The sequence below is a fragment of the Njordella calcicola genome, assembly GCF_056494125.1.
In genome coordinates this window covers 6,225,295-6,247,058 of sequence record NZ_CM151396.1, presented here as the reverse complement: position 1 = coordinate 6,247,058, position 21,764 = coordinate 6,225,295, and the positions used below count along the sequence as shown (strand labels likewise).

At 50.6% G+C, this 21,764-nt stretch carries 34 protein-coding genes and 1 tRNA gene; 9 read left to right on the top strand and 26 right to left on the bottom strand.

Annotation, left to right across the window (positions count from 1 at the left end):
* Nucleotides 1-3: 3 nt before the first annotated feature.
* The 21 genes from SH302x_RS24115 to SH302x_RS24015 form a co-directional block, all read right to left on the bottom strand.
* Complete coding sequence (locus SH302x_RS24115) at nucleotides 4-618, bottom strand: hypothetical protein (RefSeq protein ID WP_479365439.1); 615 nt, start codon at nucleotides 616-618, stop codon at nucleotides 4-6.
* Nucleotides 602-1,438, bottom strand: coding sequence for a hypothetical protein (locus tag SH302x_RS24110; RefSeq protein ID WP_479365437.1), 837 nt, complete (start codon nucleotides 1,436-1,438; stop codon nucleotides 602-604). The genes SH302x_RS24115 and SH302x_RS24110 overlap by 17 nt, the downstream gene beginning before the upstream one ends.
* A gap of 13 nt (nucleotides 1,439-1,451) precedes the next feature.
* Nucleotides 1,452-1,724, bottom strand: coding sequence for a hypothetical protein (locus SH302x_RS24105; RefSeq protein WP_479365435.1), 273 nt, complete (start codon nucleotides 1,722-1,724; stop codon nucleotides 1,452-1,454).
* Nucleotides 1,725-1,728: 4 nt separating this feature from the next.
* On the bottom strand, nucleotides 1,729-2,127 hold the full coding sequence (locus SH302x_RS24100; RefSeq protein WP_479365433.1) for a DUF1064 domain-containing protein: 399 nt from the start codon (nucleotides 2,125-2,127) through the stop codon (nucleotides 1,729-1,731).
* The gene (locus tag SH302x_RS24095; protein WP_479365432.1) at nucleotides 2,124-2,729 is read right to left on the bottom strand and encodes a hypothetical protein; all 606 of its coding nucleotides are present in this window, start codon (nucleotides 2,727-2,729) and stop codon (nucleotides 2,124-2,126) included. The genes SH302x_RS24100 and SH302x_RS24095 overlap by 4 nt, the downstream gene beginning before the upstream one ends.
* Entirely contained in the window at nucleotides 2,726-3,814 is a 1,089-nt protein-coding gene (locus SH302x_RS24090) for a phage Gp37/Gp68 family protein (protein ID WP_479365430.1), read from the bottom strand. Before SH302x_RS24090 ends, SH302x_RS24095 begins: the two co-directional genes overlap by 4 nt.
* A gap of 222 nt (nucleotides 3,815-4,036) precedes the next feature.
* On the bottom strand, nucleotides 4,037-4,198 hold the full coding sequence (locus tag SH302x_RS24085) for a putative quorum-sensing-regulated virulence factor (RefSeq protein ID WP_479365428.1): 162 nt from the start codon (nucleotides 4,196-4,198) through the stop codon (nucleotides 4,037-4,039).
* Nucleotides 4,192-6,042: a DNA cytosine methyltransferase gene (locus SH302x_RS24080; protein ID WP_479365427.1), complete on the bottom strand. Its 1,851-nt coding sequence runs from the start codon at nucleotides 6,040-6,042 to the stop codon at nucleotides 4,192-4,194. Before SH302x_RS24080 ends, SH302x_RS24085 begins: the two co-directional genes overlap by 7 nt.
* On the bottom strand, nucleotides 6,042-6,275 hold the full coding sequence (locus SH302x_RS24075) for a hypothetical protein (RefSeq protein ID WP_479365425.1): 234 nt from the start codon (nucleotides 6,273-6,275) through the stop codon (nucleotides 6,042-6,044). Before SH302x_RS24075 ends, SH302x_RS24080 begins: the two co-directional genes overlap by 1 nt.
* Before the next feature lie 158 nt (nucleotides 6,276-6,433).
* Nucleotides 6,434-6,506: transfer RNA gene (locus SH302x_RS24070), tRNA-Met, on the bottom strand.
* Between the two features lie 5 nt (nucleotides 6,507-6,511).
* Complete coding sequence (locus tag SH302x_RS24065; RefSeq protein ID WP_479365423.1) at nucleotides 6,512-6,859, bottom strand: hypothetical protein; 348 nt, start codon at nucleotides 6,857-6,859, stop codon at nucleotides 6,512-6,514.
* Nucleotides 6,846-7,646, bottom strand: a complete 801-nt coding sequence (locus SH302x_RS24060; RefSeq protein ID WP_479365422.1) for a hypothetical protein — start codon at nucleotides 7,644-7,646, stop codon at nucleotides 6,846-6,848. Before SH302x_RS24060 ends, SH302x_RS24065 begins: the two co-directional genes overlap by 14 nt.
* Before the next feature lie 73 nt (nucleotides 7,647-7,719).
* Nucleotides 7,720-7,956: a hypothetical protein gene (locus SH302x_RS24055; RefSeq protein WP_479365421.1), complete on the bottom strand. Its 237-nt coding sequence runs from the start codon at nucleotides 7,954-7,956 to the stop codon at nucleotides 7,720-7,722.
* Nucleotides 7,953-8,300, bottom strand: a complete 348-nt coding sequence (locus tag SH302x_RS24050; protein ID WP_479365420.1) for a hypothetical protein — start codon at nucleotides 8,298-8,300, stop codon at nucleotides 7,953-7,955. The genes SH302x_RS24055 and SH302x_RS24050 overlap by 4 nt, the downstream gene beginning before the upstream one ends.
* Entirely contained in the window at nucleotides 8,263-8,493 is a 231-nt protein-coding gene (locus tag SH302x_RS24045) for a carbon storage regulator (RefSeq protein WP_479365419.1), read from the bottom strand. The genes SH302x_RS24050 and SH302x_RS24045 overlap by 38 nt, the downstream gene beginning before the upstream one ends.
* A 15-nt stretch (nucleotides 8,494-8,508) precedes the next feature.
* On the bottom strand, nucleotides 8,509-9,510 hold the full coding sequence (locus tag SH302x_RS24040) for a coiled-coil domain-containing protein (RefSeq protein WP_479365418.1): 1,002 nt from the start codon (nucleotides 9,508-9,510) through the stop codon (nucleotides 8,509-8,511).
* 39 nt (nucleotides 9,511-9,549) lie between these two features.
* The gene (locus tag SH302x_RS24035) at nucleotides 9,550-10,392 is read right to left on the bottom strand and encodes a hypothetical protein (protein ID WP_479365417.1); all 843 of its coding nucleotides are present in this window, start codon (nucleotides 10,390-10,392) and stop codon (nucleotides 9,550-9,552) included.
* The gene (locus tag SH302x_RS24030; RefSeq protein WP_479365416.1) at nucleotides 10,392-11,183 is read right to left on the bottom strand and encodes a PD-(D/E)XK nuclease-like domain-containing protein; all 792 of its coding nucleotides are present in this window, start codon (nucleotides 11,181-11,183) and stop codon (nucleotides 10,392-10,394) included. The genes SH302x_RS24035 and SH302x_RS24030 overlap by 1 nt, the downstream gene beginning before the upstream one ends.
* Before the next feature lie 210 nt (nucleotides 11,184-11,393).
* Entirely contained in the window at nucleotides 11,394-11,621 is a 228-nt protein-coding gene (locus SH302x_RS24025; protein WP_479365415.1) for a hypothetical protein, read from the bottom strand.
* Nucleotides 11,618-12,016: a hypothetical protein gene (locus tag SH302x_RS24020; RefSeq protein WP_479365413.1), complete on the bottom strand. Its 399-nt coding sequence runs from the start codon at nucleotides 12,014-12,016 to the stop codon at nucleotides 11,618-11,620. The genes SH302x_RS24025 and SH302x_RS24020 overlap by 4 nt, the downstream gene beginning before the upstream one ends.
* A 95-nt stretch (nucleotides 12,017-12,111) precedes the next feature.
* Complete coding sequence (locus tag SH302x_RS24015) at nucleotides 12,112-12,444, bottom strand: hypothetical protein (RefSeq protein ID WP_479365412.1); 333 nt, start codon at nucleotides 12,442-12,444, stop codon at nucleotides 12,112-12,114.
* A 493-nt stretch (nucleotides 12,445-12,937) separates the two neighbouring features.
* Between SH302x_RS24015 and SH302x_RS24010 the strand changes: the two genes are divergently transcribed.
* The 4 genes from SH302x_RS24010 (at nucleotide 12,938) to SH302x_RS23995 (ending at nucleotide 15,550) form a co-directional block, all read left to right on the top strand.
* Entirely contained in the window at nucleotides 12,938-13,321 is a 384-nt protein-coding gene (locus SH302x_RS24010; protein ID WP_479365411.1) for a hypothetical protein, read from the top strand.
* Nucleotides 13,322-13,389: 68 nt separating this feature from the next.
* Nucleotides 13,390-14,070 carry a hypothetical protein gene (locus SH302x_RS24005; RefSeq protein WP_479365410.1) on the top strand — a complete coding sequence of 227 codons (681 nt, stop codon included), beginning with the start codon at nucleotides 13,390-13,392 and terminating at the stop codon, nucleotides 14,068-14,070.
* Nucleotides 14,071-14,216: 146 nt separating this feature from the next.
* Nucleotides 14,217-14,627, top strand: coding sequence for a hypothetical protein (locus SH302x_RS24000; RefSeq protein ID WP_479365409.1), 411 nt, complete (start codon nucleotides 14,217-14,219; stop codon nucleotides 14,625-14,627).
* Nucleotides 14,624-15,550 (top strand): hypothetical protein, encoded by a 927-nt coding sequence (locus SH302x_RS23995; protein WP_479365408.1) that lies wholly within the window; start codon nucleotides 14,624-14,626, stop codon nucleotides 15,548-15,550. The genes SH302x_RS24000 and SH302x_RS23995 overlap by 4 nt, the downstream gene beginning before the upstream one ends.
* Here SH302x_RS23995 and SH302x_RS23990 read toward each other — a convergent pair.
* Together SH302x_RS23990 and SH302x_RS23985 are read right to left on the bottom strand one after the other, a co-directional pair.
* Entirely contained in the window at nucleotides 15,547-16,380 is an 834-nt protein-coding gene (locus SH302x_RS23990) for a DNA adenine methylase (protein ID WP_479365407.1), read from the bottom strand. The two genes, SH302x_RS23995 and SH302x_RS23990, sit on opposite strands and share 4 nt — an antisense overlap.
* A gap of 97 nt (nucleotides 16,381-16,477) precedes the next feature.
* Complete coding sequence (locus tag SH302x_RS23985; protein ID WP_479365406.1) at nucleotides 16,478-16,774, bottom strand: hypothetical protein; 297 nt, start codon at nucleotides 16,772-16,774, stop codon at nucleotides 16,478-16,480.
* Nucleotides 16,775-16,989: 215 nt separating this feature from the next.
* Between SH302x_RS23985 and SH302x_RS23980 the strand changes: the two genes are divergently transcribed.
* The 5 genes from SH302x_RS23980 (at nucleotide 16,990) to SH302x_RS23960 (ending at nucleotide 19,565) form a co-directional block, all read left to right on the top strand.
* Nucleotides 16,990-17,913 (top strand): exonuclease/endonuclease/phosphatase family protein, encoded by a 924-nt coding sequence (locus tag SH302x_RS23980; protein WP_479365405.1) that lies wholly within the window; start codon nucleotides 16,990-16,992, stop codon nucleotides 17,911-17,913.
* A 6-nt stretch (nucleotides 17,914-17,919) separates the two neighbouring features.
* Nucleotides 17,920-18,177, top strand: a complete 258-nt coding sequence (locus SH302x_RS23975; protein WP_479365404.1) for a hypothetical protein — start codon at nucleotides 17,920-17,922, stop codon at nucleotides 18,175-18,177.
* Nucleotides 18,174-18,398: a hypothetical protein gene (locus SH302x_RS23970; RefSeq protein WP_479365403.1), complete on the top strand. Its 225-nt coding sequence runs from the start codon at nucleotides 18,174-18,176 to the stop codon at nucleotides 18,396-18,398. Before SH302x_RS23975 ends, SH302x_RS23970 begins: the two co-directional genes overlap by 4 nt.
* A gap of 281 nt (nucleotides 18,399-18,679) precedes the next feature.
* On the top strand, nucleotides 18,680-19,234 hold the full coding sequence (locus SH302x_RS23965) for a hypothetical protein (protein ID WP_479365402.1): 555 nt from the start codon (nucleotides 18,680-18,682) through the stop codon (nucleotides 19,232-19,234).
* 49 nt (nucleotides 19,235-19,283) lie between these two features.
* Nucleotides 19,284-19,565, top strand: a complete 282-nt coding sequence (locus SH302x_RS23960; RefSeq protein WP_479365401.1) for a helix-turn-helix domain-containing protein — start codon at nucleotides 19,284-19,286, stop codon at nucleotides 19,563-19,565.
* Nucleotides 19,566-19,655: 90 nt separating this feature from the next.
* Here the strand turns inward: SH302x_RS23960 and SH302x_RS23955 are convergent, their stop codons facing one another.
* The 3 genes from SH302x_RS23955 to SH302x_RS23945 all read right to left on the bottom strand — a co-directional run bounded on the left by SH302x_RS23955 (nucleotide 19,656) and on the right by SH302x_RS23945 (nucleotide 21,610).
* Nucleotides 19,656-20,204: a toll/interleukin-1 receptor domain-containing protein gene (locus tag SH302x_RS23955; protein ID WP_479365400.1), complete on the bottom strand. Its 549-nt coding sequence runs from the start codon at nucleotides 20,202-20,204 to the stop codon at nucleotides 19,656-19,658.
* 348 nt (nucleotides 20,205-20,552) lie between these two features.
* Complete coding sequence (locus SH302x_RS23950) at nucleotides 20,553-21,173, bottom strand: toll/interleukin-1 receptor domain-containing protein (protein WP_479365399.1); 621 nt, start codon at nucleotides 21,171-21,173, stop codon at nucleotides 20,553-20,555.
* Nucleotides 21,170-21,610: a toll/interleukin-1 receptor domain-containing protein gene (locus tag SH302x_RS23945; RefSeq protein WP_479365398.1), complete on the bottom strand. Its 441-nt coding sequence runs from the start codon at nucleotides 21,608-21,610 to the stop codon at nucleotides 21,170-21,172. The genes SH302x_RS23950 and SH302x_RS23945 overlap by 4 nt, the downstream gene beginning before the upstream one ends.
* Nucleotides 21,611-21,764 lie beyond the last annotated feature (154 nt).

Below are 21,764 nucleotides of genomic sequence, written 5' to 3'. Positions count from 1 at the left end.
CCCTTACTCTGCTCGCTTAACGACCTCCATCCCCGTCCCCACCAGTGGCTTCCCCGCATTAGCGAGCTTTTTGCGGTCTTCGCAACAAGATATCGCGATTGGGACCGGATCTTGCAACTCACCGCCGACGAGCTGGACTTGATTCAGACCTGGCAGCGGAAGAATCGATTCACCGGAGACTTTCGAATTTGCTAAGTGCCGGTACGCTTTGGTGAATTCGAGACGAACCCACTTTTCTGAATCTGCGTCTGTGAACCGGGAGACGAATGTAGGCCATCCGCCCAGATTTCGGATTGCCGCGTTGATGAGCTTGTCTTGAAAGTCTATATGCTTGTACGGTCCAAGACGTATTGCACGCTGGACATCACCCCAAGCTGCGATTGCCTTTGCTTCATCGTCCACAAGGACACCGCACAGTCTTCGCAACTCGCTTGGAGTCGGCAGGCGGTCACTTTCGCGTATTGCACGCGAAACCGCTTGCTTTAATTGGTCGACTGTCAGATCGCTTAGTCCGATCCAGTACGCTTCCAGGTGCAGTTTTGTGGCTTCAGCGCGGAAGGCGACGAAGAGCGCCGATACTGCTTTGGCAAACTCTTGGTGATCATGTTCTTTGTGCATCTGCTGCCCATTCTGCTGCTGCTTGAAGTGTGTTATCGACCGACAATTGCGTAAAGGTTTTTGGTTGGCCCGCAGTCTTAGAAATGCCTGATTTTGCCGGAGGTCGGTAATCAGGTTTCAGCCCCTGGTACTGTTCGGCAGTGCAAAGCTCCAGTGCGTAAAGCAAATGCTCTGGGCTGTCGAAGTGCTTGAAAACCTTGCTCGATGCATTCCGATCTGCGATAGGTCGCTTTAGTTTTTCGCGACGCATCGTTTCGAACGCCAACAACGCTTCTCGCACCTCCTGCGTATCGAAACCGTCCGGAAGCTTCCACACTCCGACGGTTTCAGCATCCATGCCTAGTTTTTTCTTAGTCTTCCCAGCGCCGTCTTCCTTGCTTCCAGCGTTCCTACTTCCTACTTCCTTCTTCCTACTTCCTTCTTCCAGATTTGCATCCGCTTTTGTTTGTGCATTTGCATCAGCATTTGCACAAGCTTTTGCTTTGCCAAAATTAGAAGCGGCTCCACTCTCACGACGCTTCTGACAAATGGCGACCTTTCGCACGTATTCGTTGCGCAATCGAACGTTTACGTAGGTGCCGTCTGGCTGCTTTTCGAACTTCCTGAGCAATTCAGGAAGATGCTCGCCAATTTCGTCAGGCATCGCGCCGGTGACCTGCATCATTAGCCGCACATTGCTGGGATCAGGGATCGTGCCATACGACCACTGATAACACAAGAGCGTAATGTACATGCCACGCGCTAGCGGATGCATGCTCTGAGTACCGCTGATGAAGTCATCGGGGTAGAAATCGAATGAAGGGGGTCTCGTCCGCGCCATTGCATTTAGTCCCTTAAAACAAACTCATTTGATGCGGCTTGGCTGTGGGAGCTTCTTGCGGCATCAGTGCGATACTGGAGTCGTTCACCCAATGCAGTTTCGTCGCATCGACTAGCCGCTGCATTGCGGCCATCCATTCCCTTGCGGTTGCTAGCGGCCACGATTGTGGCGCATGTATTGAAAGTCGCTCTAGTTCGAGCGCAATCGTGTTCGCATCGACGGCAGATCGCTCGGCCGATACATACTCCAAGCATGCGATATCAATTTGCTCCATGTTGGCAGCCATGATGTCATGCTTTCTTCACTATGGTGATTCGAATGGGAGCGTACAGCGATTCAACGATTCTCACCTTCGCACGAAACGATTGTGTCTCGACTCCCTTGGTATCAATGAATTCCACCCTGCCGTCGCTCCAGAACACTTGGAAGTCGCAAACGTACTTCACGCCTCCAGGCAGGTAGAACGGTATTTGTCGCAAAAACTGGATAACGTGACCGCTCTTCTTAAGCTGCATTAGCTTTCCGTAGAAGTCTGCTTCGAGCTTCGAGTCAAACTTGATGCCGTCGTTCTCAGTTCTGACCGCGTGATACTTGTGGCGCAGAGCTGGCTTGTCGGGCTCGATATCTTCTATGTTGACGGCAAGTACTTTGGTAACCGTTGCAGTTCCAAGACGGGATAGATCCTTCATGGCTCGATCCTCTTGAATCTCACAACCCAAACCCAGGGATTTGCATCCCAGGAGCCGGGACCGTTGATCTTATTCCACAGTATCTTGAACGCTCGCTGATGAATGCGCGTTGGTCCACCTGGAGTGCCTATGCCATCAATCGAGACACCCTCACCTTCCGCATCCCCTTCGCTGATGTCATTCAGTCGCTCAACTCGAATGCCCGTGATCTCTAGTGTGATACGAGAGGCCCAGCGAGGCATGAAGATTGATGGACGATATGTTCCAGCGTAATCCGCCTCGTTTTCGTCAGCAGCAAACGCAAGATGTTCACTAAGAATAAACGCATTATCGCCGTAGCTGGACAACTTTTCAGCAAAGTGAGCACCTGCAAGTCGCCACTTTTCGCGCACCCACAACCTCTCGCCTACCATGCCATATGGGCATCGAATTACCTTGTCTCTTTCTCTGTCGTACGGAAGGTTCACAGGTTGCCGTCCATCATTCCAGAATGCCGTTGGCTGTGGCTTCATGATCCGCCGCGTTTGACTCTTTCGACCGTCAAGGATCGCTCTCACCATTGGTGCGGAAAACAGGATCGGCCGCTCTTTGATAGTGCTCATCTTTGCGCCTCCGGGAATGCATCGTGCAAGACGCCGTCAAGCATGCGACCTGCTTGCTTGACACCTACTCGATCCATAGTGACAAGATCGTGAACACTTGCCCCTGGATTAAAACAGAACTCCCCTCTTGTGCCTGCAAGCCCCCACTCACCCCACTGCTTGAGATGAAAAGGCACACCCGCGTTACCGCATTGGTCACGAATTGACCTCGCCCACTTAGGATGCATTGGCCTAGCCTTTGGTCCGCTTTCGCCGCCAACGACAACCCAATCAACTCCTCCGAAATTGCCGTTAAGGTAAGCTGGTGGTTCACATGGCAGTCCTTGGCATCCGCATTCGAATCCACTGCAGCAATACTGAGGTCCGTCAGGATACAACGACAACGGGTAATCAAGATCAATCGGCCCAAGCAACGGTTCACAACTCAGCCATAACACTGGCGACAAGTCCCGACACTTCAGCAGTTCAGGTATCCGCTTGTCAGCGTACTCTTGGTTCTCGACGGAAGTCCCTAGCCAGACGTTTTTCAGATACCTCGCGCCGCTGCCATGTCCTCCACTGCCGTCAGCAGGAAAACCGGTTGGCCATGTGGGCCACATCCTACGAATGTCTTCGGGTCGCTTGGTCAATAGCAGCCAATCAAGATTCGGTGTAGCGTCGATCAACGCAAACAGGCGATCGCGAACATCGTCCATGGTTGTGTAATGGTAGTCATCCAAGTAGGAACCAGCCACATCCGGCGATCGCACGAAGTCCATCGGGTCGCCATCGCGTGTGAAATGCGCGTTGCCTTCGTGATCTAGCATTTCGCCGTCCCAATCCTCGAACACATCCGCCAGCGATGCGCAAAACACACGAGGCCGAACGCCAAGCTGCTTCGCTTCCCGATTCCACTTCAACGGCTTTTTCCAGTTGTCATCGCTTGTTAAAACGCGAGTTCCACTTGGCCCCCAAGCCACTCTGCCAAAACGATGATCCATATCGCGTTCGGCATAGCAGTATTTGCAAGCGGGACTGACCTTGGTGCATCCAATCCAAGGATTGAATGTATGCGTCGCCCAACTGATTAATGTGTTCTCAGCCATCTTTGTTTCCTACGAGTAGATATGCCAACGCCTTATCAAACGCATCCTCGTAACCACGCCCAATTAGTCGATACAAGCTGGATTGCAAAGTCCTCGGCAGCTTGCGCCAACATTTGCCGCAAACGCTTTTCCTGCTTGGCTTAGGACCGCAGCAACCTGGGCAATCAGTTGATTGCAGTGATTTGAGGCACCTCAATCTTCGTTCGGATTCTGTTTCAGCCATCAGTCATCCTCCACGCACAAGTTCGCATAGTTCACAAGCGCCGGATGCTGGTCACACCATGCTTGCTCGAGAAACCAAATCCAGTAGTCGTCAGGGATGTCGCCTAGCTTCTGGCCCTTGTACTTCCCGAACGTCATGATCGTGTCGTCGTTGACTAACATGCGTGGCACTCCCTTCTTGCGTAATTTGCTTCCACGAGAACCTTCGACATCATCGGGCAGACACTGTTCCCTATTCGTGCCACTTGTGATGTTTTGGTTCCAGTCAAGAGGTATGTGTCTGGAAAGCCTTGAGCTCTGGCAAGTTCCCTAGGACTGAGCATTCGCATGCCAATGTCAATAATCACATACGGTTCACCTAGAACCGTTACAGTGACCAGACCGCAGCGATCCTTACTTGTAGCAGTGGGGAATGGATCTAAAACGTTAGATCCAATCGCCGTGCCGAAGTATTTGGTCAAGAATGCATAAACAAGTGCGGCATGATTGTTTTGAGTGATCGTCGGTAGTGGCTGATCGATATCCACGCCGGCATCATCAAAATTAAATCGAACTAAATTTGCGGTCACCAGATGATTGTGATCTTTCGATGTCACCGTATCCAACGGCTTGCGTAAGTCGCTTCCTGGAGTTTCATTGCCGCCAAAATGCTTAGCTATGAAAGCCGATACCACGCCTATCGGAGCTGCCCTGCCTGGCCTTTTTACGAAACTGTTGGCGGTAACCGTAGGCATTGGCGATTCTATGGATTGGCCATTGTCGCCTGTTCGAAACTTGGTCAACACGGGAGCAATCAAGCCGATTTCCCCTCGGTGAGCTGTAGTGATCGTCGGAAGCGGTTCCTCGGGCCCAAGTGGTTTGCGCTCGCCATCATGTGTAATTGAAACAAGCGATGGTGAAATCAAAGCATACCTGGGCTGAGTATCCAGAGTCCTGAAGGCATCGTCTGGACTGCTGCATCGAGAATCTACATCAGACTTTGAACCATGGTATTTCGATAGAACTGGCGTAACGAGTGCATGGTTTAGGCTTGCGGCCACTGTGCCGAGAGGCTCATCAGTCGATCGACTTCCGTTCCCCCAGCGTCCGTTCTTTCCATCGCCATGGGCAACTTGAACAATGTAGGGCATGGGATTGTCCAGCACGTACCGCTTAATCCCTAACGCAATTCTCCGCAGCGTCTTGTCGGCAAGCGGCTTTTTACGATCAAAAATAGAAGGGCATGGAATTGACCAGTCAATGCATTCCGCTGCGGTTCGGTATGGCTTCAGGGAACCGAAGAGCGGCATGTCGTTGATTCTGTCAGCAGCAGCATGCGTAGGCTCTGGCCAAACGATCGGCATTCCATCACGCCTGGCGATTAAGAATAGACGCCGTCGATTCGTTGGCGCTCCGAAGTCCGCCGCGTTTAAGTTTTTCCATTCGACTTTGTATCCAAGATTCTTCAGCCGTCCAATGAATCGCCTGAACGTCAATCCTTTCCGTGCTGGATCGGGAATCATCGATTCGGTCGTCTGCAGCTTCTTGCTATCGCATCGTGGACATTTTCGATTCACTCTCATTAGAACAGCCTGCCCCTCCGTCCCTTTCCAGTCGCATTCTTTACAACGAAGCATTGGAATCAAAGGCGACCAATCAGCAAACTCACGCACATTTTCCAGCATGATGATTCTTGGCTGAATTTGCTTTGCCCACTTGCATGCGATCCAGGCTAGGGACCGAATTCTCTTCTCGACAGGCTTGGCACCCTTTGCGCGACTAAAGTGCTTGCAGTCGGGAGAAAGCCAAAGCAATCCTACCTTCCTGCGTCCAACAAGCTTTTTTAAGTCGGATTTCCAAACATCTTCAAGCACATGCAACGTGTCAGGATGGTTTGCTTCATGCATCCTGATAGCATCTCGATCATGATTGATCGCAATATCGGGGGCTTTTCCTGTCGCCCAAGCAATTCCCAGAGAAGCACCTCCGCCACCTGCAAAGCTATCCACAATGATTTCGTTGAACACTAAAACGCTCCCTGACTTACTGTCTGATGATCACGGGCCACCATTGCGCCTGATTCCAGACGTCCTAAGCCGTTCAGTACCGCTTCATGCCAATCAGAAAACTTGGTACGTTCGTTCTCCCATACGTAGCTACTTGGGATATTTATGGCTTCTTGCACTTCAAACGTATGATGAAATTCCACGTCATAGACGCGTGGGCCAATCTGCACGCGGACCAGAGCGCCAGTTATCACGAGAAACTTGCACTTCCCAAAACACTCCTGGATCCTATTTACACAATCACTGACACTCATCATTCACTCGCTCCTTGAAGTCGTCTTAAACAGGATTTAAAAAGCCTTGCCGACAACAAGCCGACAAGGCATCAGTAGCCCGGCCAAGAACTACTAAATAGCGGGAGCCAGATTCGAACTGGCGACCTCCAGGTTATGAGCCTAGCGAGCTGACCTCTGCTCTACCCCGCGTTAAACTACTCATCATCCAGCGGTAAATGAGGTTGACGTGCATCAGTCCCCTCATTTGCAAACATCAGCTCTAGATCGCGACCTAGCTTTCTAGGTGTTAAGACGCACTCGCGACCTTCATGGCCTGCAATGTTATGCGTCACCTTGTACTCGAGCTTGACTCTATCTAAGTCGCCGCGGTTAGCTTCTGGCTCAAAGCACAACACCAAAGTTAACTTCCTCGTTCGATCATCGTTTGGGCGATCGTAAAGGTCGCTGATCAGCGCTCGAAGATTTGCTTTGAAAGCTTCTGCCAGCAAGCCATCGTCGAGCTTGTGCAGATCTTCCAAGTCCAATTTGCTAACATGTGACACAGTAATCTCCTTCATAAACTGCGATGCCATGATCAGCAAAGGCGTCCTCAAGAGTCCGTACAATCTCTTTGCGGCAGGCATCAACGGCCGCAAACAGGTCGCTCTCGCTGGGCTCGAACAGAAAGTAGCCAGGGTTGTTAAAGTCCACGGACAAATACAAGCGGACATCGAAGGAAGCTCCCCCTATTCCGAGGAACACTGATGTTGGGACATCGATCGACTCTGGAAGCGTATCAACGCCAGAAGCGTTCTGGGTGACCGACTTACCGAGCTTCGCGATGACATTCCCTTGCTCGCTTTCATGCTCACTGTTTGTCGCAATCTTCAATTTGCGAACGGCATCCAGGGCACGCAATGAACTAGGGGATACGCTTAAGACTGTGCGAAGATGCTTGATTGCTTCAGCTTGTGACACTGAAGGACGTGACTGCAACTTCTGGAGTAATGCAAACACCGGATCATGCTGTAATGCCATCGACACGACTACAGCTTCATCGTGCTCGACCGCCTCAAACACAATTTGCTTCTCGCCAACATAGGCAATACTTTCGAAGGCCATGTCCCGTTGAGACATAGGCCGCTTGGCTTGCGCATACGTAATGAGCGACTCCAATGACAGCAACTTGTGCCGGGCGTCAGAATACTCTTTTGCGACTACAAACGTCTCATTTTTGCTAGAGTCCCAGAACAGCCTTCTACGCTTACTCAGCGTAGCCACTTCTTGCGGGAACAATCGCCTTTCGGCTGTGAAGTGATCAACCATCGAATCGAATAATTCTTTTAACATTTCAACTTAATCCTTTTTGTGGTTTAGTAATGCGACAACCGCTGCCGCTCCTTAATCCGAAAACCTGCCCTAGTTAATTCCCTCCTGGGCGAACTGCCCGCAAAAACGACCTCAGAAAACAAATCACACAAACACCTTTGGCTTCGCAATACGAAAGCACCAATTGCATCAAAACCCCGGCCACGCACATGACAGGAAGCCTTGTGTACTTTTGATAAATCAAGTCAGCGACCTCTTGACCCAGCTCCTTGCACAGATCCTTTTGAACATCTGCCGTCTCTTCTGCCCATTGCTTTTCCATCGAGGTCATGTTTCACCTTTCCCTGCGGCCGAGCTGCTCAGCCAATACGAAGTTGCCATGCTGCCAGAAACCGAACACTTCTTTAGCCCCATCTCCTGGATGAAGCCGGCATCTAGCAATTCCTTGTAACGCTTACGCAAGGACTCTTTGCCCTGCGCGACTTCATTGGCAGTACTCGGGCCTCCACGCGCTCGCAGCGACTCGATAAACTGCATTCGTAAGCCTGCCAACTTTGGTGCTATATGCTTGGCACCTAAGTGTGCGGTTTGCTTGTCATCATGCCTGACGATGTTGGGAACATAGTCAATGTGGCCGTCATGTCGCACTTCGGTGAACAACTGAAGCTGTTCCATCCGTAGACCCTCCATCGGACTGATGACCTTGTTCAAGGAGCTTGCGTAGATGGACTTCTTCGCGATCGATCGACACGCCAGCAGGCGCATCGAATCCCAACCGCACTTTGTCCCCGCGAATTTCCAACACCATCACAGTAATATTCCCGCCGATGACAACGGACTCATCAATACGCCTTCCAAGCACTAACATTCCTAACTCCGTGGCCTAAGCCGTGAATGATTCAAAACTTTGCGCAATCAGCTCCAACTGATTGACCGAATGAATAACCAAGTCGATTGCCTCCGTACTCTCAACGGCTGGCATCAGTCCCGCCCAGTCGCGTATTGTCATTGCAAACGCATTGATCTTTTCCACGTCCGGTCGCATTGCTTCAACGCGTTTGCGTTCAGCTTCTTCTCGTTGAAGTCGCTCTTGTTCCAATCTCGCCAACTCTGCTTCACGATGGGCCTTTTCCAGAGCTTCGCGCTCGATGCGCTGCTTGGCTTCCTGCTCCGCCCGGATCACTGCCTGCCGTTCAAATTCTTCGCGTTCCAGCCGTTCGCGTTCTTGTTGCAGCTTTTGACGTTCAACTGCTAGGGCCTCGGCTTGGCGGCGATTCTCCTCATCAATTGCTCGCTGCTTAGCTTCAGCCTCTTCGCGAGCCACGCGTTCGGATTCTTCGCGGATCCTTTGTTCTTCGGCCAGCTTGGCGCGTTCAGCTTCCAAGGCTTTGCGCTCTTCAGCCAAGCGAGCCTCTTCCGCTTCACGTAGTTTGCGAGCTTCCGCTTCGGCCGCTTCACGCTCAGCTCGTATCCGTGCTTCTTCAGCCTCTTTTCGCTGGCGGATCTCTTCTTCGAGTCGGCGACGCTCGGCTTCTTCTTTTTCGCGCCGGGCTCGCTCCTTCTCCGTGTCCACCCGAAGCTTTTCTGACTTCAACGGTTCCTCGATCTCCTCAATTAATGCCGTGAGTCGTTTTGCTTCCGCATCCACCTTTCGGCCCCAGGCCAGAGCATCGGCCTTAAGCTCCACCCGTTTGTTTTCGATGTTGACGCGAGCCGTTCGGCAGGTCGCAATGCCTTGCCGAACATTCTCGTAACCCTTCGAGTCGTCTGCCTTCAGGCCTGCAAACCTGTTTCGCATGTTCGCGATCACGGTCTCGCTTACGGGCATGACGACCGGCATAGAATCCACGGTCGCAGTAGCTTCGGATTCAATTACAGTGCTCACCTTGATACTCCCTCGATAAAACAACAACTAAACAGGTAACTATTTGGTTTCTACGTCTGTTTTGGACGTAGCTTCCGATTCCTTGGCCTTGCGCTCTTCCAGCTTTCGCTTGGCGATCTCAGCCTTACTCTCAGCCTTACCGAAGAAAGCTTCCACCGGCTCGCCCTCTTGGATGGCGGTCACGACACCACGCAGTTCGGCCACGTGAGCTTGCGTGATATCGTCAACGCCTTTGACGCTTAAGAACTCGCACACTTGTTCGCTGCTTACTCGATGTGAACAAGAGAAGAATTCAAGCATCTTCTTTCGGACCACTTCCAAAGGCTCTTGGTTCTTCTCCGCAATCTTTCTTGCGGTCTCGAGCAGGTCTTGAATGTACGCCCGAGGAATCACCGCTAGAATTGCGTTGCGACGAGCCTTAGAAGCCGTCGCTGAGACAGTTGTCTCGATCAAGTGCTGGGCGTAACGACCGTACTTGCCTATGATGGACGTAGATGCTAGCCCCGGTTGCGTGACGTTCTTCTCTAAATCCCAAGCAGTAGCCGTTACTGTAACGCTAGTCTCTGTCACAACGGGATCGTCAAGCTTCACTTGCAAATTGCCCCAGCACATAGAAGCAATCTCTGTGAGCCGTACCGATGGACCGCTGACAAAGCCGCCGCCAACTGGCTTTTTGTATTCAGCGCTGCGAGCGGTCTCAACGTCAATCGACAACAAGTCCTCAGCCTCTTGTTTGAAGCGCGATACAGACCGAGGAAACTGCCTCGCGGTCATCACTTGCTTGTCCAAGACTGCCGCCGCTAATTGCACGGCATGGCCCTGGCTTTGAGCGGCGATCATTGCGTTTGCCGGTGCTGGTGAATCAATAATTCCTGTACTCATTAAATCGCTTCCTCGAATTGAAACTGTGGAGCCCACTTCGGCTGCGTAAGCAACTGTGGGCTTTGATTGACAAACTCTTCCAAATTGAAACGACGCATTTCATCCACCGTCATCAAAAGTCTGGCTTCTGCGTCATCAAGCCAATCTTCATCCAATCGGTAGGGCATCACTTGATACCCACCGCCTGTTCGAATCGACACAACGTAAATCAGCGGGTTAGTGCCGTACTTATCACGAAATCCGCGACGATATAACGCTAGCCGCACATCGTATGATCGTTCGACAACATCCATTACAAACGACCTCTCGCTCTTGCAACTTGTCGTTTTCCAGTCGGCCATGTACGAGCCTAAAACGACGTCGATTTTGCAACGACAGTGCCCCAGCTCCGCATCGTGCCAGTAGTGCTCTACTTCCTTTTGGCCACACTCAATCAGGCCACGAGTGAAATCATTCAGACGTAGATGACTCCACATTGTTTGAACAGCGCGGTATTCATCCTTGGTCACAATCGAGAACCCAGACGCCTCCATTTCTTCGTAGAATGCCTTGCCTGCCTTGGTGCGCAAGTCCAAGCCATCAGGCCTTGGAGTCAGTTTGATTGCGTCTGGTCCTCCACGCTCAATCATCTCGTGAATCATTGTCCCTAACTTCATTGCTGCAGTCGGTTGGAAGCGTTCCCAATCCTTGACGACGTACTGGTGATACCATTCCACTTTGTCGTTTAGGTATGCCGCAACTTGCGTCGACGACAACTCTTGCCGATCGTGATAGTTCATTGCCTCACTCATCTTTAGTTCCTTCTTTGCTTTCCTCGATTCGGCATTGGGCGTAGCCGCAAATAAAACCATTGTCGTGAACGCAAACAAATGGGTTCACCTTGCTCTGGTACACATATGTCAAAATACACGCGACCCAAGATTGATCATCGAAGTCCCTTGCCTCGCAAGCGATTGGCCCATTCTTCAGGTCGTCCATTGTTGGAGTTTTGTATTCGCCGCTCATGCCGCATCCTCGCTTTTAGCTTTCGCCTTCAGCATTGCGTCCGCAAACGTGTAGCACAGCTTGGCAAACAAATCGATGTCATGAACAGCGTCGCTGCACGCCAATGAACCTTGCATTGCTTTGGCTGCGAAGTAATCGCGGAGCGACATACCTTCACCACTTGCCGACTTACCACGTTCGCCAGATTCCGGGAACGCTGGCCCGCCATCATTCAAATCGCTCATGCCGCTATCCCCGCTCTAGCTTTAAGGATGGAAGCAATCGCCTCCGCTTGACTAACGAAACTGACCATTACCGAACCGCCATTGATCTTCTGGAAGTCAATTACACCGACGTCTCGCCGACGAATGCCTCTATCAATGACATCCATCGCACGGGCCAGTAACCAGTAAGGCATAGCACCCGAAGCATTGAGCAACTGCATCAGCGATTGCTTAGCTACATTGCCCGAGCATTCCGGAACGTAAAAGGTTTCTCCAGCAAATGTGACTACTACCTCAACGCGCACAGTACACCCCCCGTCGTGATCCGATCCGGAAGCATCTGCCCGTGCGGATGTCAGCCACTTCCTCAACCGGCTGCCAGTCAACGCTATGGCGATCTCCCGTAGTGAACTCAAGGTCTTCACCTTCGAGGTAGGTTTGCAATACGCGGATAAGCTCATTGGCATTCCGCACGTCATCGTCCCAGCTCACTCTTGCCACTTCGTCGCGATTAAGCACAACGCACCTCCCTCTGAATTGCTAAAGCATCCACCCACGCAGCCCATACATGGACCTGCGAAATTAACTCCCAGTTCTCCTCAGTAGTCAGGCCAGCTCGCGAATCGACATAATCGATCGCCATCTCGACCATCGCATCGCCAGCAAAGCCATGCTCAAGGCAGCCGCCGATGTGCGGCTGGCAAACGGGATCAACCGTGACTTGCCTCGCCTTGGTCGTCTCGCAAAAGTGATGCAATGCGACCATTTCTCTGCAACTAGCCAACAAGGAAGCGAGCTGGTCATTCAAGTCGCTTTCCACTTCTAGAAACTTGTCGTACGACATCTGTCGCTCCCTCTGACTGTTGCGAAACCACCATTGAATTGCAGCAGGAACCGCTGCTGCGCCGGGCTCACATCAACAAACGTCCGGTCTGGTGATGTTGAAAATCCGTGTTCATTCCGTTAACTGCCCGACATTGGCCCTGACGTTTTCCAGCCAGGCGACAATTGCGGGGCGCTTCCGCGGCGTGTAAGCCAACCGCTCAATTCGATTAAGAGCTTTCGAGTCGCCGTTGATTGCACGCTCGATAGTTCGCATTCCGCCACGGCCCAAAAGCCTGGCCAAACGCCACATCAGGAGGTATTCCCGACTTACCCGTGTTTTGCTCGATTTGTTGATTCGTGTAACCATGATGATGGAATATTACCGCAATCACTAGTAAATGCAATATAGATTGCAAGTAAATGAAAAGCGTATCGCGTGTGATTGCACGTAAGTCATTATTTAATGCAGGGTTACGTCTGGAAACTTTTTTCGCGGTGGCTACATTTTGAGCATGGCAGGTATCCCAGAAGCAAAAGTAACAGTTGCGGTTTCCGCGTCTCAGTTCGAGTCGCTCGCTGCAGATCTCGCAGAGTTTGCAAGTAAAATGCAGATTGCGGCTAGCGTTGCGAGATCGCAAGAGGGTGATCAACTCGCTTGCTACAATTGGGCAAGCGCGCTAACAGCCATGAAGGCATTAAGATCGTTTGTGGCGAAAGCAGATGAATCGCGTAGCGCGGCCGAACTTGGAACGCCAATACCTATCGGCCAGCTCAAGCCCAGATCGACCGCCAAGAAAAACGCACTTGCCGAAGGTCACGCTAAGCGGCAGCAAGGCAAAACGCAGTCCAAGCACATTACTGAGTTAGCACAGCCAAAGCGGGGCAAAAAAGAGTGAACGCGCAAAGCCCAAAGCTTCCGCCAAAGATAAACAAAGCAATTGAGTCTGATCCTCAGGCGAGATCGATGCCGCTGCCGCTAGTCGCAGGAATCGCGATTGCATTATTGTGTGTCGCCGGGTTCGTGTTGTTTCAACTGCAAGTTGCCTCAGATAAGCCTAACCCTAATCAAGCTGCCGAGCCTAAAGCTGTATCTGCAGAACCGACCAAGCAAAGCGCACCTGTTGGCGATCCGTGGTGCAAGATCGAGCAAGCCTATCATCATATTGGATTGATTGATTCCAATAGGCGGCCTAGCACAGGGACGGTCATCGATCTACAGGTTTTGAACGTGTCTAAGTCGGTACAGGAATCCATGACGCTGTTTGTGCGGTATCGCAGAACGGATAGACCGTTGCCCGATTCGGTTGCCTCTATTCCCATACGAATTAAGGGAGGAATCAACCCTAATGAATCAATGACGCTGCACACGGGAATTCTAGAGGCGGATTTCGAATCTCCGCGGAGTATTTACGCTGAGAATATTGCTTTTGAAGTGTCTCCAGATGAGAAGAATTGGTTGCAATCCATGATTGCCAAGCGGGACATTGATCAATCAATCGAAATTTCGAAACACATTTTGGAAGACCGCGGCAGTATTGCCGAGGCAGAACGTTTTTTAGTTCTACTTCAGGGCTACCTCCAGCGTCACCCGGACTACTACCCAGAGGCGCTGGCAGAGATCGAGCGGCTGCTGAAGCAGAAGTGAGCCGTAGAGGCAAGAATAGCAGTCTGATGGAATTACATGAGAAAGCGGAGTAAGGAGGAGGTACGAAGCCGAAGTCAATGAGCGGCAGAAAAAGTTGCTAAAAGTCACCAGAAGCCTAGAAGCCAAGCAAAATTAGAAAGTCTACAATGACATCTCCAGATGTTGATTACGCAAAAGTAATTGAGTCCGATCTCTCGAATCCTTTTCTAGTTGTGTTGTTTATCCCGACGAAGGACAAGCATAGTACCGATCTATTAGACAGCCAAATGTGGTTGGATGCAGGGATTCGACTTCTTACAAAACTGTTTGGAGGGGCGACGCTAATAACGAGCCAAGGCGCTTGGTATAACGAGGAATCCGAGGAAGTTGTGTCAGAGCAAGTCCATTTGCTTCATAGTTACGGTTCCAAAGAATCCGCTCAAGATTTGAAAAAAATAAGCGAACTGGCAGATTTTCTGCATAGAATGGGGAAGGGGACCGATCAGGGAGAAATCGGTGTCATTATAGAAGGTGTTTTTCATCGCATCCGCAACTACCGAAGCGGAGATCAGTCATGACTGAACTAAACCATTACGCAATTAGCCAAGTTCTAGGTTCTGAGATCGTCGGTCGCGTGACTCCCGGGCACGGATATTTTGGAGCGCTGAAAGATCAGAATCAATATCAGCAACTTTTACATCACAGCCGAACAACCAAAGACAAACCTACTGTAGCGCCAGATTTTTTGATCAAATGTTTTCTCGCAGTTAGGGCCCGACATGGCGATAGACGTTCGGTTGACTTTTACGTAGCGGACAAGGGGTACAATGATGCCCTCATGGCGGAATGCGGACTCACTACAGTTTCGCAAATTCGTGAAGCTAACTTGATTCTGCTTAATGCTAGGAAGGCGAATTTGCTTAAAGATCTCGATTCAAAGCGTTTCACTTGGGACAGTGGCATTTTTAACAGGATCGCATTTTCTTGTGAGTTCACTGCTTCAAAACTGCGATATGAGACCGGCGCGAGCGTTGACTTCTTGCTTAGTGATCCAGAGATTTCGGCAGTTTTCTTTGAGAGAGTTCGGAAGATTACTCCGGGCTACACTTGGTTTGATTACCGCTGGGCATTGCTTCGAATACGTAAGGCAGGAGGGTATAAAAAGGCGAATGTACCGGCATCCCTTCCTGCTTTCGAAAACACCGTCCTACTCGATGAAGAAGAAGTATTAAACGTTCCTCCTAGCTTGGGAGTTTTCTCGCTAAAAGAAGGCGAGCGTCATTTATATATTCAAGGTAGTGAAACTCTTAGGGAGTCGCTTGAAATACATGCGGGAACTCCGATTAAGAATGCAATGCTTAGCACTTATTGGAAGCCAGCAGGCGAATTGCAGTTCCAATACTTGCAATTGCCAAACAAAAATCTTCTTAAGCCTGTGGTGGGAGAACTAGTGAAGTCACTTCGACCAATTTTCAATGTTCCCCGCGCTAAAGCGGCTTAATAGTTTCTCCACAAGCATTCAATTTTTTGCAGCTTTACCTTCCTGCTGCTTGCTTTGTTGTCAATTACAACGGTGTCTAATTGCCATCCGCAACGACTGCGATATGACTCGTATAAGTCACTTGGGTAACCGCTAAGCAGGAACTTCCCCTTGATGTGAGCTAATGTCTCAAGCAATGCCTGATGGGCAATAACCGACATCTCATGCTCATAGCAATCGATAGCGGTGCGTGTAGAGTGCAAGTATGGTGGATCAAGGTAGAAAAATGTGCACTCGGTATCTTCCTTTTTAATCACTTGTAACGCATCGGTGTTAAGAAGCACCACTCGCTTTAATCGCTCATGTGCATCTCCCAATCCATCGATCGCCGATAGCCACGAGGATACTTGCTCATTCATGCCGCGACGGGTTCGAGTTTTTGATAAAGTGGCGAAGTCGCTACCTAAGCCCTGTCGCGATTGGCGATATCGAATGAAAAAATTTAACGCGCGTTGTAAAGGGGCAGTGGAGTTATCGTTAAGGGTGCTTTCCCAAAGCTCTTCCGAAAATGGCGTCAAGTTGACTTGGCGGCAGAACTCTTGGAACATGCCGTCGTCCTTGAGAACTGACCAGAAATTGATCAAATCGCCATTAACATCATTCACTACCTCCGAATGTTTTTCAATAAACCGCGCGGGCTTGGACAGCAAAACCGCGCCTCCTCCAAAATACGGCTCGACATAGTGAGTGTGAACTGGAAATTGACTGATTATCCATGAGGCAAGGTAGCTTTTCCCCCCATGCCACTTCAGTGGATGGCTATTCTTCACAAACTGTTCTTTATTCAGCATTCTAAGCTCCTATTCAAAGTCAATTATATGCGCAGCTTATACTCGATCAGCGCTCCGTAGTCTAGATGAACGTATCAACCTCGACTATTGTGTTCGCTTAACCGGTCTTTCGTCTTGGCTTCGGTGGCACGATCAGCAGCGACACGTCAGGGTTGTCCGACAGGAACTCTTTTATCTCAGCAGTTACCCGGCTCAGCAGCCTATTACGGGCGATCTCCCAGGTTTGCATGGTTCGTAAATTAACTTCATAGACGTCGCGACGGATGGCCGTAAGCGTGACTTTCTGGTTCCCCTCGGCTTGGAGCTGTTTGGCCATCTCACTGGCAAACTTCCAAGACGCCGATCGCACAAACTGATCTTTTCCCTGCTGATCCAGCCAGTTTACTTGATACATGATGCCCCCCAAGACAGACGTTGATATTCTCGATTGACTCGATTTTGATCGGCCTTTTGACAAGTCTGGTCACACCTGAGAAAATTTTGTTTTGACGGAAACCTGCTGCTTTCATATTTAGGCTGCGATTACCCACAAAACCTCCACCCTGCTCCTGGTCTAGCTACTCACTACCAGGTCATGGGTAACCAGTACCGTTTGATACAATGCGCAAAATGAGAAACTTAGTCCTGTGCCTTTCGCTGGCCCTACTTGTCGGATGCGATAACGTCAAATTCAAATCACCTTGGGCCAAGGAGCCAAAGCCAAGCCCAACGGTGACCGTGACTGATACGAGCGGTCCCACCTTGGATATTTCGATGGTGGTCGAGTCTTCCGCCTCAACGAATCCTATCACGATTCTCGCATGGAACATCGAGTCAGATGGAAGTGATCCAGACGTGATCATGCAGCAGTTAACGGAGATGCGGTCGCAGTTGGATTTTGGAATCGTCGCACTGTCTGAGGTTCCTTCCAAAAGCCTTGATCGGTTCAAGTTCTTTTTCGATGGATGCATTGGAGCTGCGGGAACAACCGGGAACAACGACCGCTTAGTGATTACTTGGGACATGACCAAATTCCAAGGAGTTCGAAAAATCGAGTTGAAGGAGTTCAATGATGTGGATCTTGCAAAGCCAGGGCACCGAGCACCGTTGATAGTTCTGCTTGAGGAAGTGTTCAGCGGCCGCAAGTTCTACGTCATGAATAACCATCTAGCGCGTGGCAATGCCGACTACCGGTCATTACAAGCACAAACGCTAGTGGACTGGGCACGTAACCAGACTTTGCCAGTGATCGCCGTGGGCGATTACAACATGGACTATTCCTTCATCACGAAGACCGGGAATGAAGCCTTCTCAATCATGCTGCGAGATAGAATCTTCGAATGGAAGCAGCCTAAAGAATGGATCGATACCAACTGGGCCGATCGGAACAAAGATGGAGTGGACGACTACCCTGACTCGATGCTGGACTTTGTCTTCGTGGCCAACGGTGCCAGAGAGTGGGACATCGAAGTCGAGAACATTGTGCGGCCTGGCGATTTCCCTGACGATGAGACCACAAGTGATCACAGGCCAGTGCTGACAATAGTGAAGTAAGGGACCATGGACCCAAAGATCAGAAAGCGTATCGAACGTGTTGCAAAGCACTGCGGGACAGTGTCGATCTCCCTGGTTGGCGTACCAGAAGTCTTGATCCAGCAGGCGCGCGGAATCAGCAACACATTAGATGTCCCCTATGGTTCGCTTTTTCGATGGGCAATCGCTATTCAGCAAATAGATGACGAGGCTGTGCTTCTCGAATCGCATCTCCAAGAAGCTGCTCGGCATTTGATACTAATAGACGACATGGAGGAGCAATGAGTTTTACCGCTGTAATCGATGGTGAATTGAAACTGAAAACGCTTCAATTGCTTCTGGAGGATTACGCCAATGATCAATGGCTTGGCGATCACTACACACCAGAGCAGGCTTGTGAGCTGCTGCTCGATCGATTCAAGCGCCAGGTGATGCTGGACCTCGAGAAGTTAGGGCTGAGAATACTTGGCACTTCCGAAAATGTACGAATAGCAGACGCCAACTAACGTTGCGTGCCGGGTAGTTCGACACAGCCACCCAGCGAAGCAATCGAATTCCCGTTTGGCGGATGCACGCATGTTGACACTCCGTAAGCCAACTGTATTATTACTAAAGCTCACATCAACAAGCGCCCGGTCATTCCTCAAAGGATTTGCAGAATGACAAGGCATCTACCATGCTACGCGTTCATCGCGTCGTATCTTCAATTACTTGGCAGCACGTATGTCCAGGTTCCCGCATGTTTTGGACTTCTTTGTGGTTTCGTATCCAGTTGGGAGTTCCGCTCATGAAGATGGCGAAAGCATCCACAGAAGACTTCGATCGGATGATCAAGTTCTTTCGAATGATGGAGGAGTTCATGGACTATGGCACTCACACGCCAGAAAACGAAGAAGTTGAAGAGGATTCGATCGACCTGACCGATGCAGCGTTTGTCGAAAAGCTTCGCGAACTCTGGGGGCGTCGCTTTGGTCCAACAGGCGTCGATGCTGCATGGGCGAGAGTGGTGCTAGGCTGTCAGATCCTAATCGACAACGTCTGCGACCCCGATGCCGACACATTGGAATGGAAACCCGAGTTAGCAAAGAAGCTTGCCCCCCCTGATGGAATCGAGGAATCGCTCAATGGCCTGCGCGGAAACAAGGAGAAGTTTCGCGAAATGCTGACCGACCAGATTGGCCTGCTGCAAGCCATGTGTGACTATGCGGAACGTGTTGCCAAGAAGAAACGCGTCGAACCTTGGTCGGTCATCGGCGACATCACTAGTCATGGCAGCGGCGTCTCCAGTGCGATCTATGGGCTGTACCGAAGAAAGCCAGCAGGTACAGAATCAGAAGAGTAGCAGGATAGACGACACCGCCAAGGATTCGTACTGTAGAGTTTAACCAAGCATGAGCAACAACGACCAAGTCTTAACAGCCAAAGAAGCCAGCATCATCATCAAATGCTCGCCTGAACACGTGCGCAATCTCATCTCGCGTGGATTGCTACGTGGCTTTAACGCATCTCCAGGCAGCAAGAAACGCGAATTCAGAACCAAACGCGAATGGATCGAAGAATTCATGAACAATCAACAAGCGGTCCTTGCCCCTAACGTTGATGCACCGAAACTACCAGTCATTAGTCTGATGCGATTAAGATCAATTCGCAGGCGATCAATCGCGAACAATTGAGGGTAAGCGGTAACTCAGTCGCCGCGTTTGATGTTGAAGTAAAGAACAAATCGCTAGTTTTCTTCGGTGCAACGCATTATTCAGTTTTGTCTATGATGTGCGTATTAGTCCGATAAGTTCAGCAACCATTGCATCAACGGTCATGGAAGTCGTCGTAAACGCGAGCATATCTGCAAGCGGAGGGCTATGTTTCACAATATCATCACGTTCAATTTCGTGCCAGATAGGAAGAATCACCTTTTCACCCATGATTTGCTTTGCAGTGAGTCCATCAAGCTCGTACTGAGGCCAGTTTTTGGCGAAGAACGAAGGTGAAAGTACTACAATCCCAAATCTGGATTTTGCTAGGCCTTTATCAATTGAGCGCCGGAGACTGTCACCTATGGTTAGAGTAAACTCGTCGAACCAAACAAGTGCACCACGGTCTCGAAGTTTAGTTGCAAGTGGACGCGCAAAAATCTCTTTGTCTTCGGTTGCATGCGAAAGAAAGAAATCATATTGCGTCAAAGAGGATTGGACAGGAACCGACGCTTCTTGCTGTTCGAGCCATTTAGCTGCGTTCTCGCGCCATGAAGCATCTGCCTCAAGCTCAACCGTGATAAGGATTGATTGAAGCGACTCGTTTTCGAAGCCACGCAAAAGTGGAGAAGCTCGTTCTAGCAATTCGCGTTCAAGGTCGGGAATCTGTTCCTCGACGGCCGAGTACAAGTGAGCTGGAGCATGGAGTTTCAGTGTATAGCCGTATGTTCCGCCATTCCAGTTATCGCAGAAAGTCTGGACCATCTCCGCATTTGACCGAACTAGCAACTCAACGACGGACAACTGCCGTTTTAGGGCATAAAGTCGTGCCAGATTCCTGACAATAGCTTCAGTTTTATCGGGTAGGGATGTCATTCCGTTTGATGACTCATTAGATAGAACGTCTGCCGTAACCGGGCACGAACGGGAGACTCTGATTTCAGTTGCCGCGTGAATTAGTGCTCCGGTTCACGGATTTGTTTTGCGCCGTATTGGGCTTAGCCGCGGGAGCTTCGCTTGCTTTCGCATTCGCAGCAGTTCCGATAGTAAACGAGTCCCCGAAAGTTGTTTGCCTGTCCTCTCTTTGTACATCTCGACGAGTTGTTGAAGTTCGCGAGGCGACTGGCTGAGGCGATCTGCTGGTACTGCGAGGTCGCTATAAGTTTCCTTTAGCACTTTGCGATCGTCATCTGTGAGGGGTTCAAAGTTTCGGCGTATCTGGGTCAAGACCTCGTCAATGCGATTGCGAGGATAGGCTTGATAAGCCTCAAGCGCGGCGGGTACCCGTGTTGTCGCTGGACCGTTTAGCAGGACAAAGATTGGCTTATTCCAGGCTGTCGCAGCCCCCAATTCGATCATTCCCATCGCATCAGGTGCAGAATCCGGGGAGACGATTACGACGAACGCATGACATTCTGCAAGCGCATCCCAAATAACCTTGCTAATCTCTTTCCCGCTTGGGACGCTCGCGTCGTGAAATGGTTGAAGACCTTCAGCCCTAAGTCTGTCGGCAACATCTGCGGCAAAATCACGATCTCGCAAGCTATGTGAAACGAAAACGTCGTATGTGGGAGTTGCTGTAGCGGTCATTTCTTCACCCGACGCTTCAATTCGGTGAGGTACTTGTCAAAGTCGTTGATGTGAAACGCCTTCTTGCCCTCAATTATATCCGGAATCGCGTCAAAGGTGACATGGCAAAGTACCGGAACAATTCGATAGTCCATTCTTCGGCCCCACGCGGCCCCAACCTCGAGGAGGACCCACGGTCGCTCGATCGAGTCGGGTGTGAGCAAGACCACCAATTCGCGTGACACTTGGATTTCGGTGCGTATCGAATGCGGAATGCTATCACCACCATTTATGTCCCGATCGTCGCGGAACGAAGTCGCGCCCGTGGCGTCAATCTTCTCGCAGAAAGTCGTTGCGATCCACTTGTCCGCTGTAGCATGGCTAACAAAGACTTGGTACGCCGGTCTAGCTCGCGACTTGAGGGTTGCCGTCTTTTTCGTCTTTCGTTTCGCCATCATTCAGTGCTCGAGTAACGGAGCATTTCAAGTGTCGCAGAAGTATCTGGATTTTCAAGCACAAGTGCCAGATTATTGTAGTATAGGGGTTTCTTCGACACTTGGGTAACGACAAACGAGCTATCACTGCAGCTATTTGAACCCCTCGCGGGCTTCG

Bases quoted from the DNA above. Each gene is read 5' to 3' on its own strand.
- SH302x_RS24050 (WP_479365420.1), bottom strand. From the start codon at position 8,300: ATGGAACAGCTTCAGTTGTTCACCGAAGTGCGACATGACGGCCACATT.
- SH302x_RS23960 (WP_479365401.1), top strand. From the start codon at position 19,284: ATGAGCAACAACGACCAAGTCTTAACAGCCAAAGAAGCCAGCATCATC.
- SH302x_RS23975 (WP_479365404.1), top strand. From the start codon at position 17,920: ATGGACCCAAAGATCAGAAAGCGTATCGAACGTGTTGCAAAGCACTGC.
- SH302x_RS23950 (WP_479365399.1), bottom strand. From the start codon at position 21,173: ATGACCGCTACAGCAACTCCCACATACGACGTTTTCGTTTCACATAGC.
- SH302x_RS24100 (WP_479365433.1), bottom strand. From the start codon at position 2,127: ATGAAGGATCTATCCCGTCTTGGAACTGCAACGGTTACCAAAGTACTT.
- SH302x_RS23970 (WP_479365403.1), top strand. From the start codon at position 18,174: ATGAGTTTTACCGCTGTAATCGATGGTGAATTGAAACTGAAAACGCTT.
- SH302x_RS23995 (WP_479365408.1), top strand. From the start codon at position 14,624: ATGACTGAACTAAACCATTACGCAATTAGCCAAGTTCTAGGTTCTGAG.
- SH302x_RS23980 (WP_479365405.1), top strand. From the start codon at position 16,990: ATGAGAAACTTAGTCCTGTGCCTTTCGCTGGCCCTACTTGTCGGATGC.
- SH302x_RS24110 (WP_479365437.1), bottom strand. From the start codon at position 1,438: ATGGCGCGGACGAGACCCCCTTCATTCGATTTCTACCCCGATGACTTC.
- SH302x_RS24045 (WP_479365419.1), bottom strand. From the start codon at position 8,493: ATGTTAGTGCTTGGAAGGCGTATTGATGAGTCCGTTGTCATCGGCGGG.
- SH302x_RS23945 (WP_479365398.1), bottom strand. From the start codon at position 21,610: ATGATGGCGAAACGAAAGACGAAAAAGACGGCAACCCTCAAGTCGCGA.
- SH302x_RS24035 (WP_479365417.1), bottom strand. From the start codon at position 10,392: ATGAGTACAGGAATTATTGATTCACCAGCACCGGCAAACGCAATGATC.
- SH302x_RS24090 (WP_479365430.1), bottom strand. From the start codon at position 3,814: ATGGCTGAGAACACATTAATCAGTTGGGCGACGCATACATTCAATCCT.
- SH302x_RS23965 (WP_479365402.1), top strand. From the start codon at position 18,680: ATGAAGATGGCGAAAGCATCCACAGAAGACTTCGATCGGATGATCAAG.
- SH302x_RS24015 (WP_479365412.1), bottom strand. From the start codon at position 12,444: ATGTCGTACGACAAGTTTCTAGAAGTGGAAAGCGACTTGAATGACCAG.
- SH302x_RS24030 (WP_479365416.1), bottom strand. From the start codon at position 11,183: ATGAGTGAGGCAATGAACTATCACGATCGGCAAGAGTTGTCGTCGACG.
- SH302x_RS24010 (WP_479365411.1), top strand. From the start codon at position 12,938: ATGGCAGGTATCCCAGAAGCAAAAGTAACAGTTGCGGTTTCCGCGTCT.
- SH302x_RS24055 (WP_479365421.1), bottom strand. From the start codon at position 7,956: ATGACCTCGATGGAAAAGCAATGGGCAGAAGAGACGGCAGATGTTCAA.
- SH302x_RS24000 (WP_479365409.1), top strand. From the start codon at position 14,217: ATGACATCTCCAGATGTTGATTACGCAAAAGTAATTGAGTCCGATCTC.
- SH302x_RS24085 (WP_479365428.1), bottom strand. From the start codon at position 4,198: ATGTTAGTCAACGACGACACGATCATGACGTTCGGGAAGTACAAGGGC.
- SH302x_RS23990 (WP_479365407.1), bottom strand. From the start codon at position 16,380: ATGCTGAATAAAGAACAGTTTGTGAAGAATAGCCATCCACTGAAGTGG.
- SH302x_RS24105 (WP_479365435.1), bottom strand. From the start codon at position 1,724: ATGGCTGCCAACATGGAGCAAATTGATATCGCATGCTTGGAGTATGTA.
- SH302x_RS23985 (WP_479365406.1), bottom strand. From the start codon at position 16,774: ATGTATCAAGTAAACTGGCTGGATCAGCAGGGAAAAGATCAGTTTGTG.
- SH302x_RS24005 (WP_479365410.1), top strand. From the start codon at position 13,390: ATGCCGCTGCCGCTAGTCGCAGGAATCGCGATTGCATTATTGTGTGTC.
- SH302x_RS24025 (WP_479365415.1), bottom strand. From the start codon at position 11,621: ATGAGCGATTTGAATGATGGCGGGCCAGCGTTCCCGGAATCTGGCGAA.
- SH302x_RS24115 (WP_479365439.1), bottom strand. From the start codon at position 618: ATGCACAAAGAACATGATCACCAAGAGTTTGCCAAAGCAGTATCGGCG.
- SH302x_RS24095 (WP_479365432.1), bottom strand. From the start codon at position 2,729: ATGAGCACTATCAAAGAGCGGCCGATCCTGTTTTCCGCACCAATGGTG.
- SH302x_RS24060 (WP_479365422.1), bottom strand. From the start codon at position 7,646: ATGTTAAAAGAATTATTCGATTCGATGGTTGATCACTTCACAGCCGAA.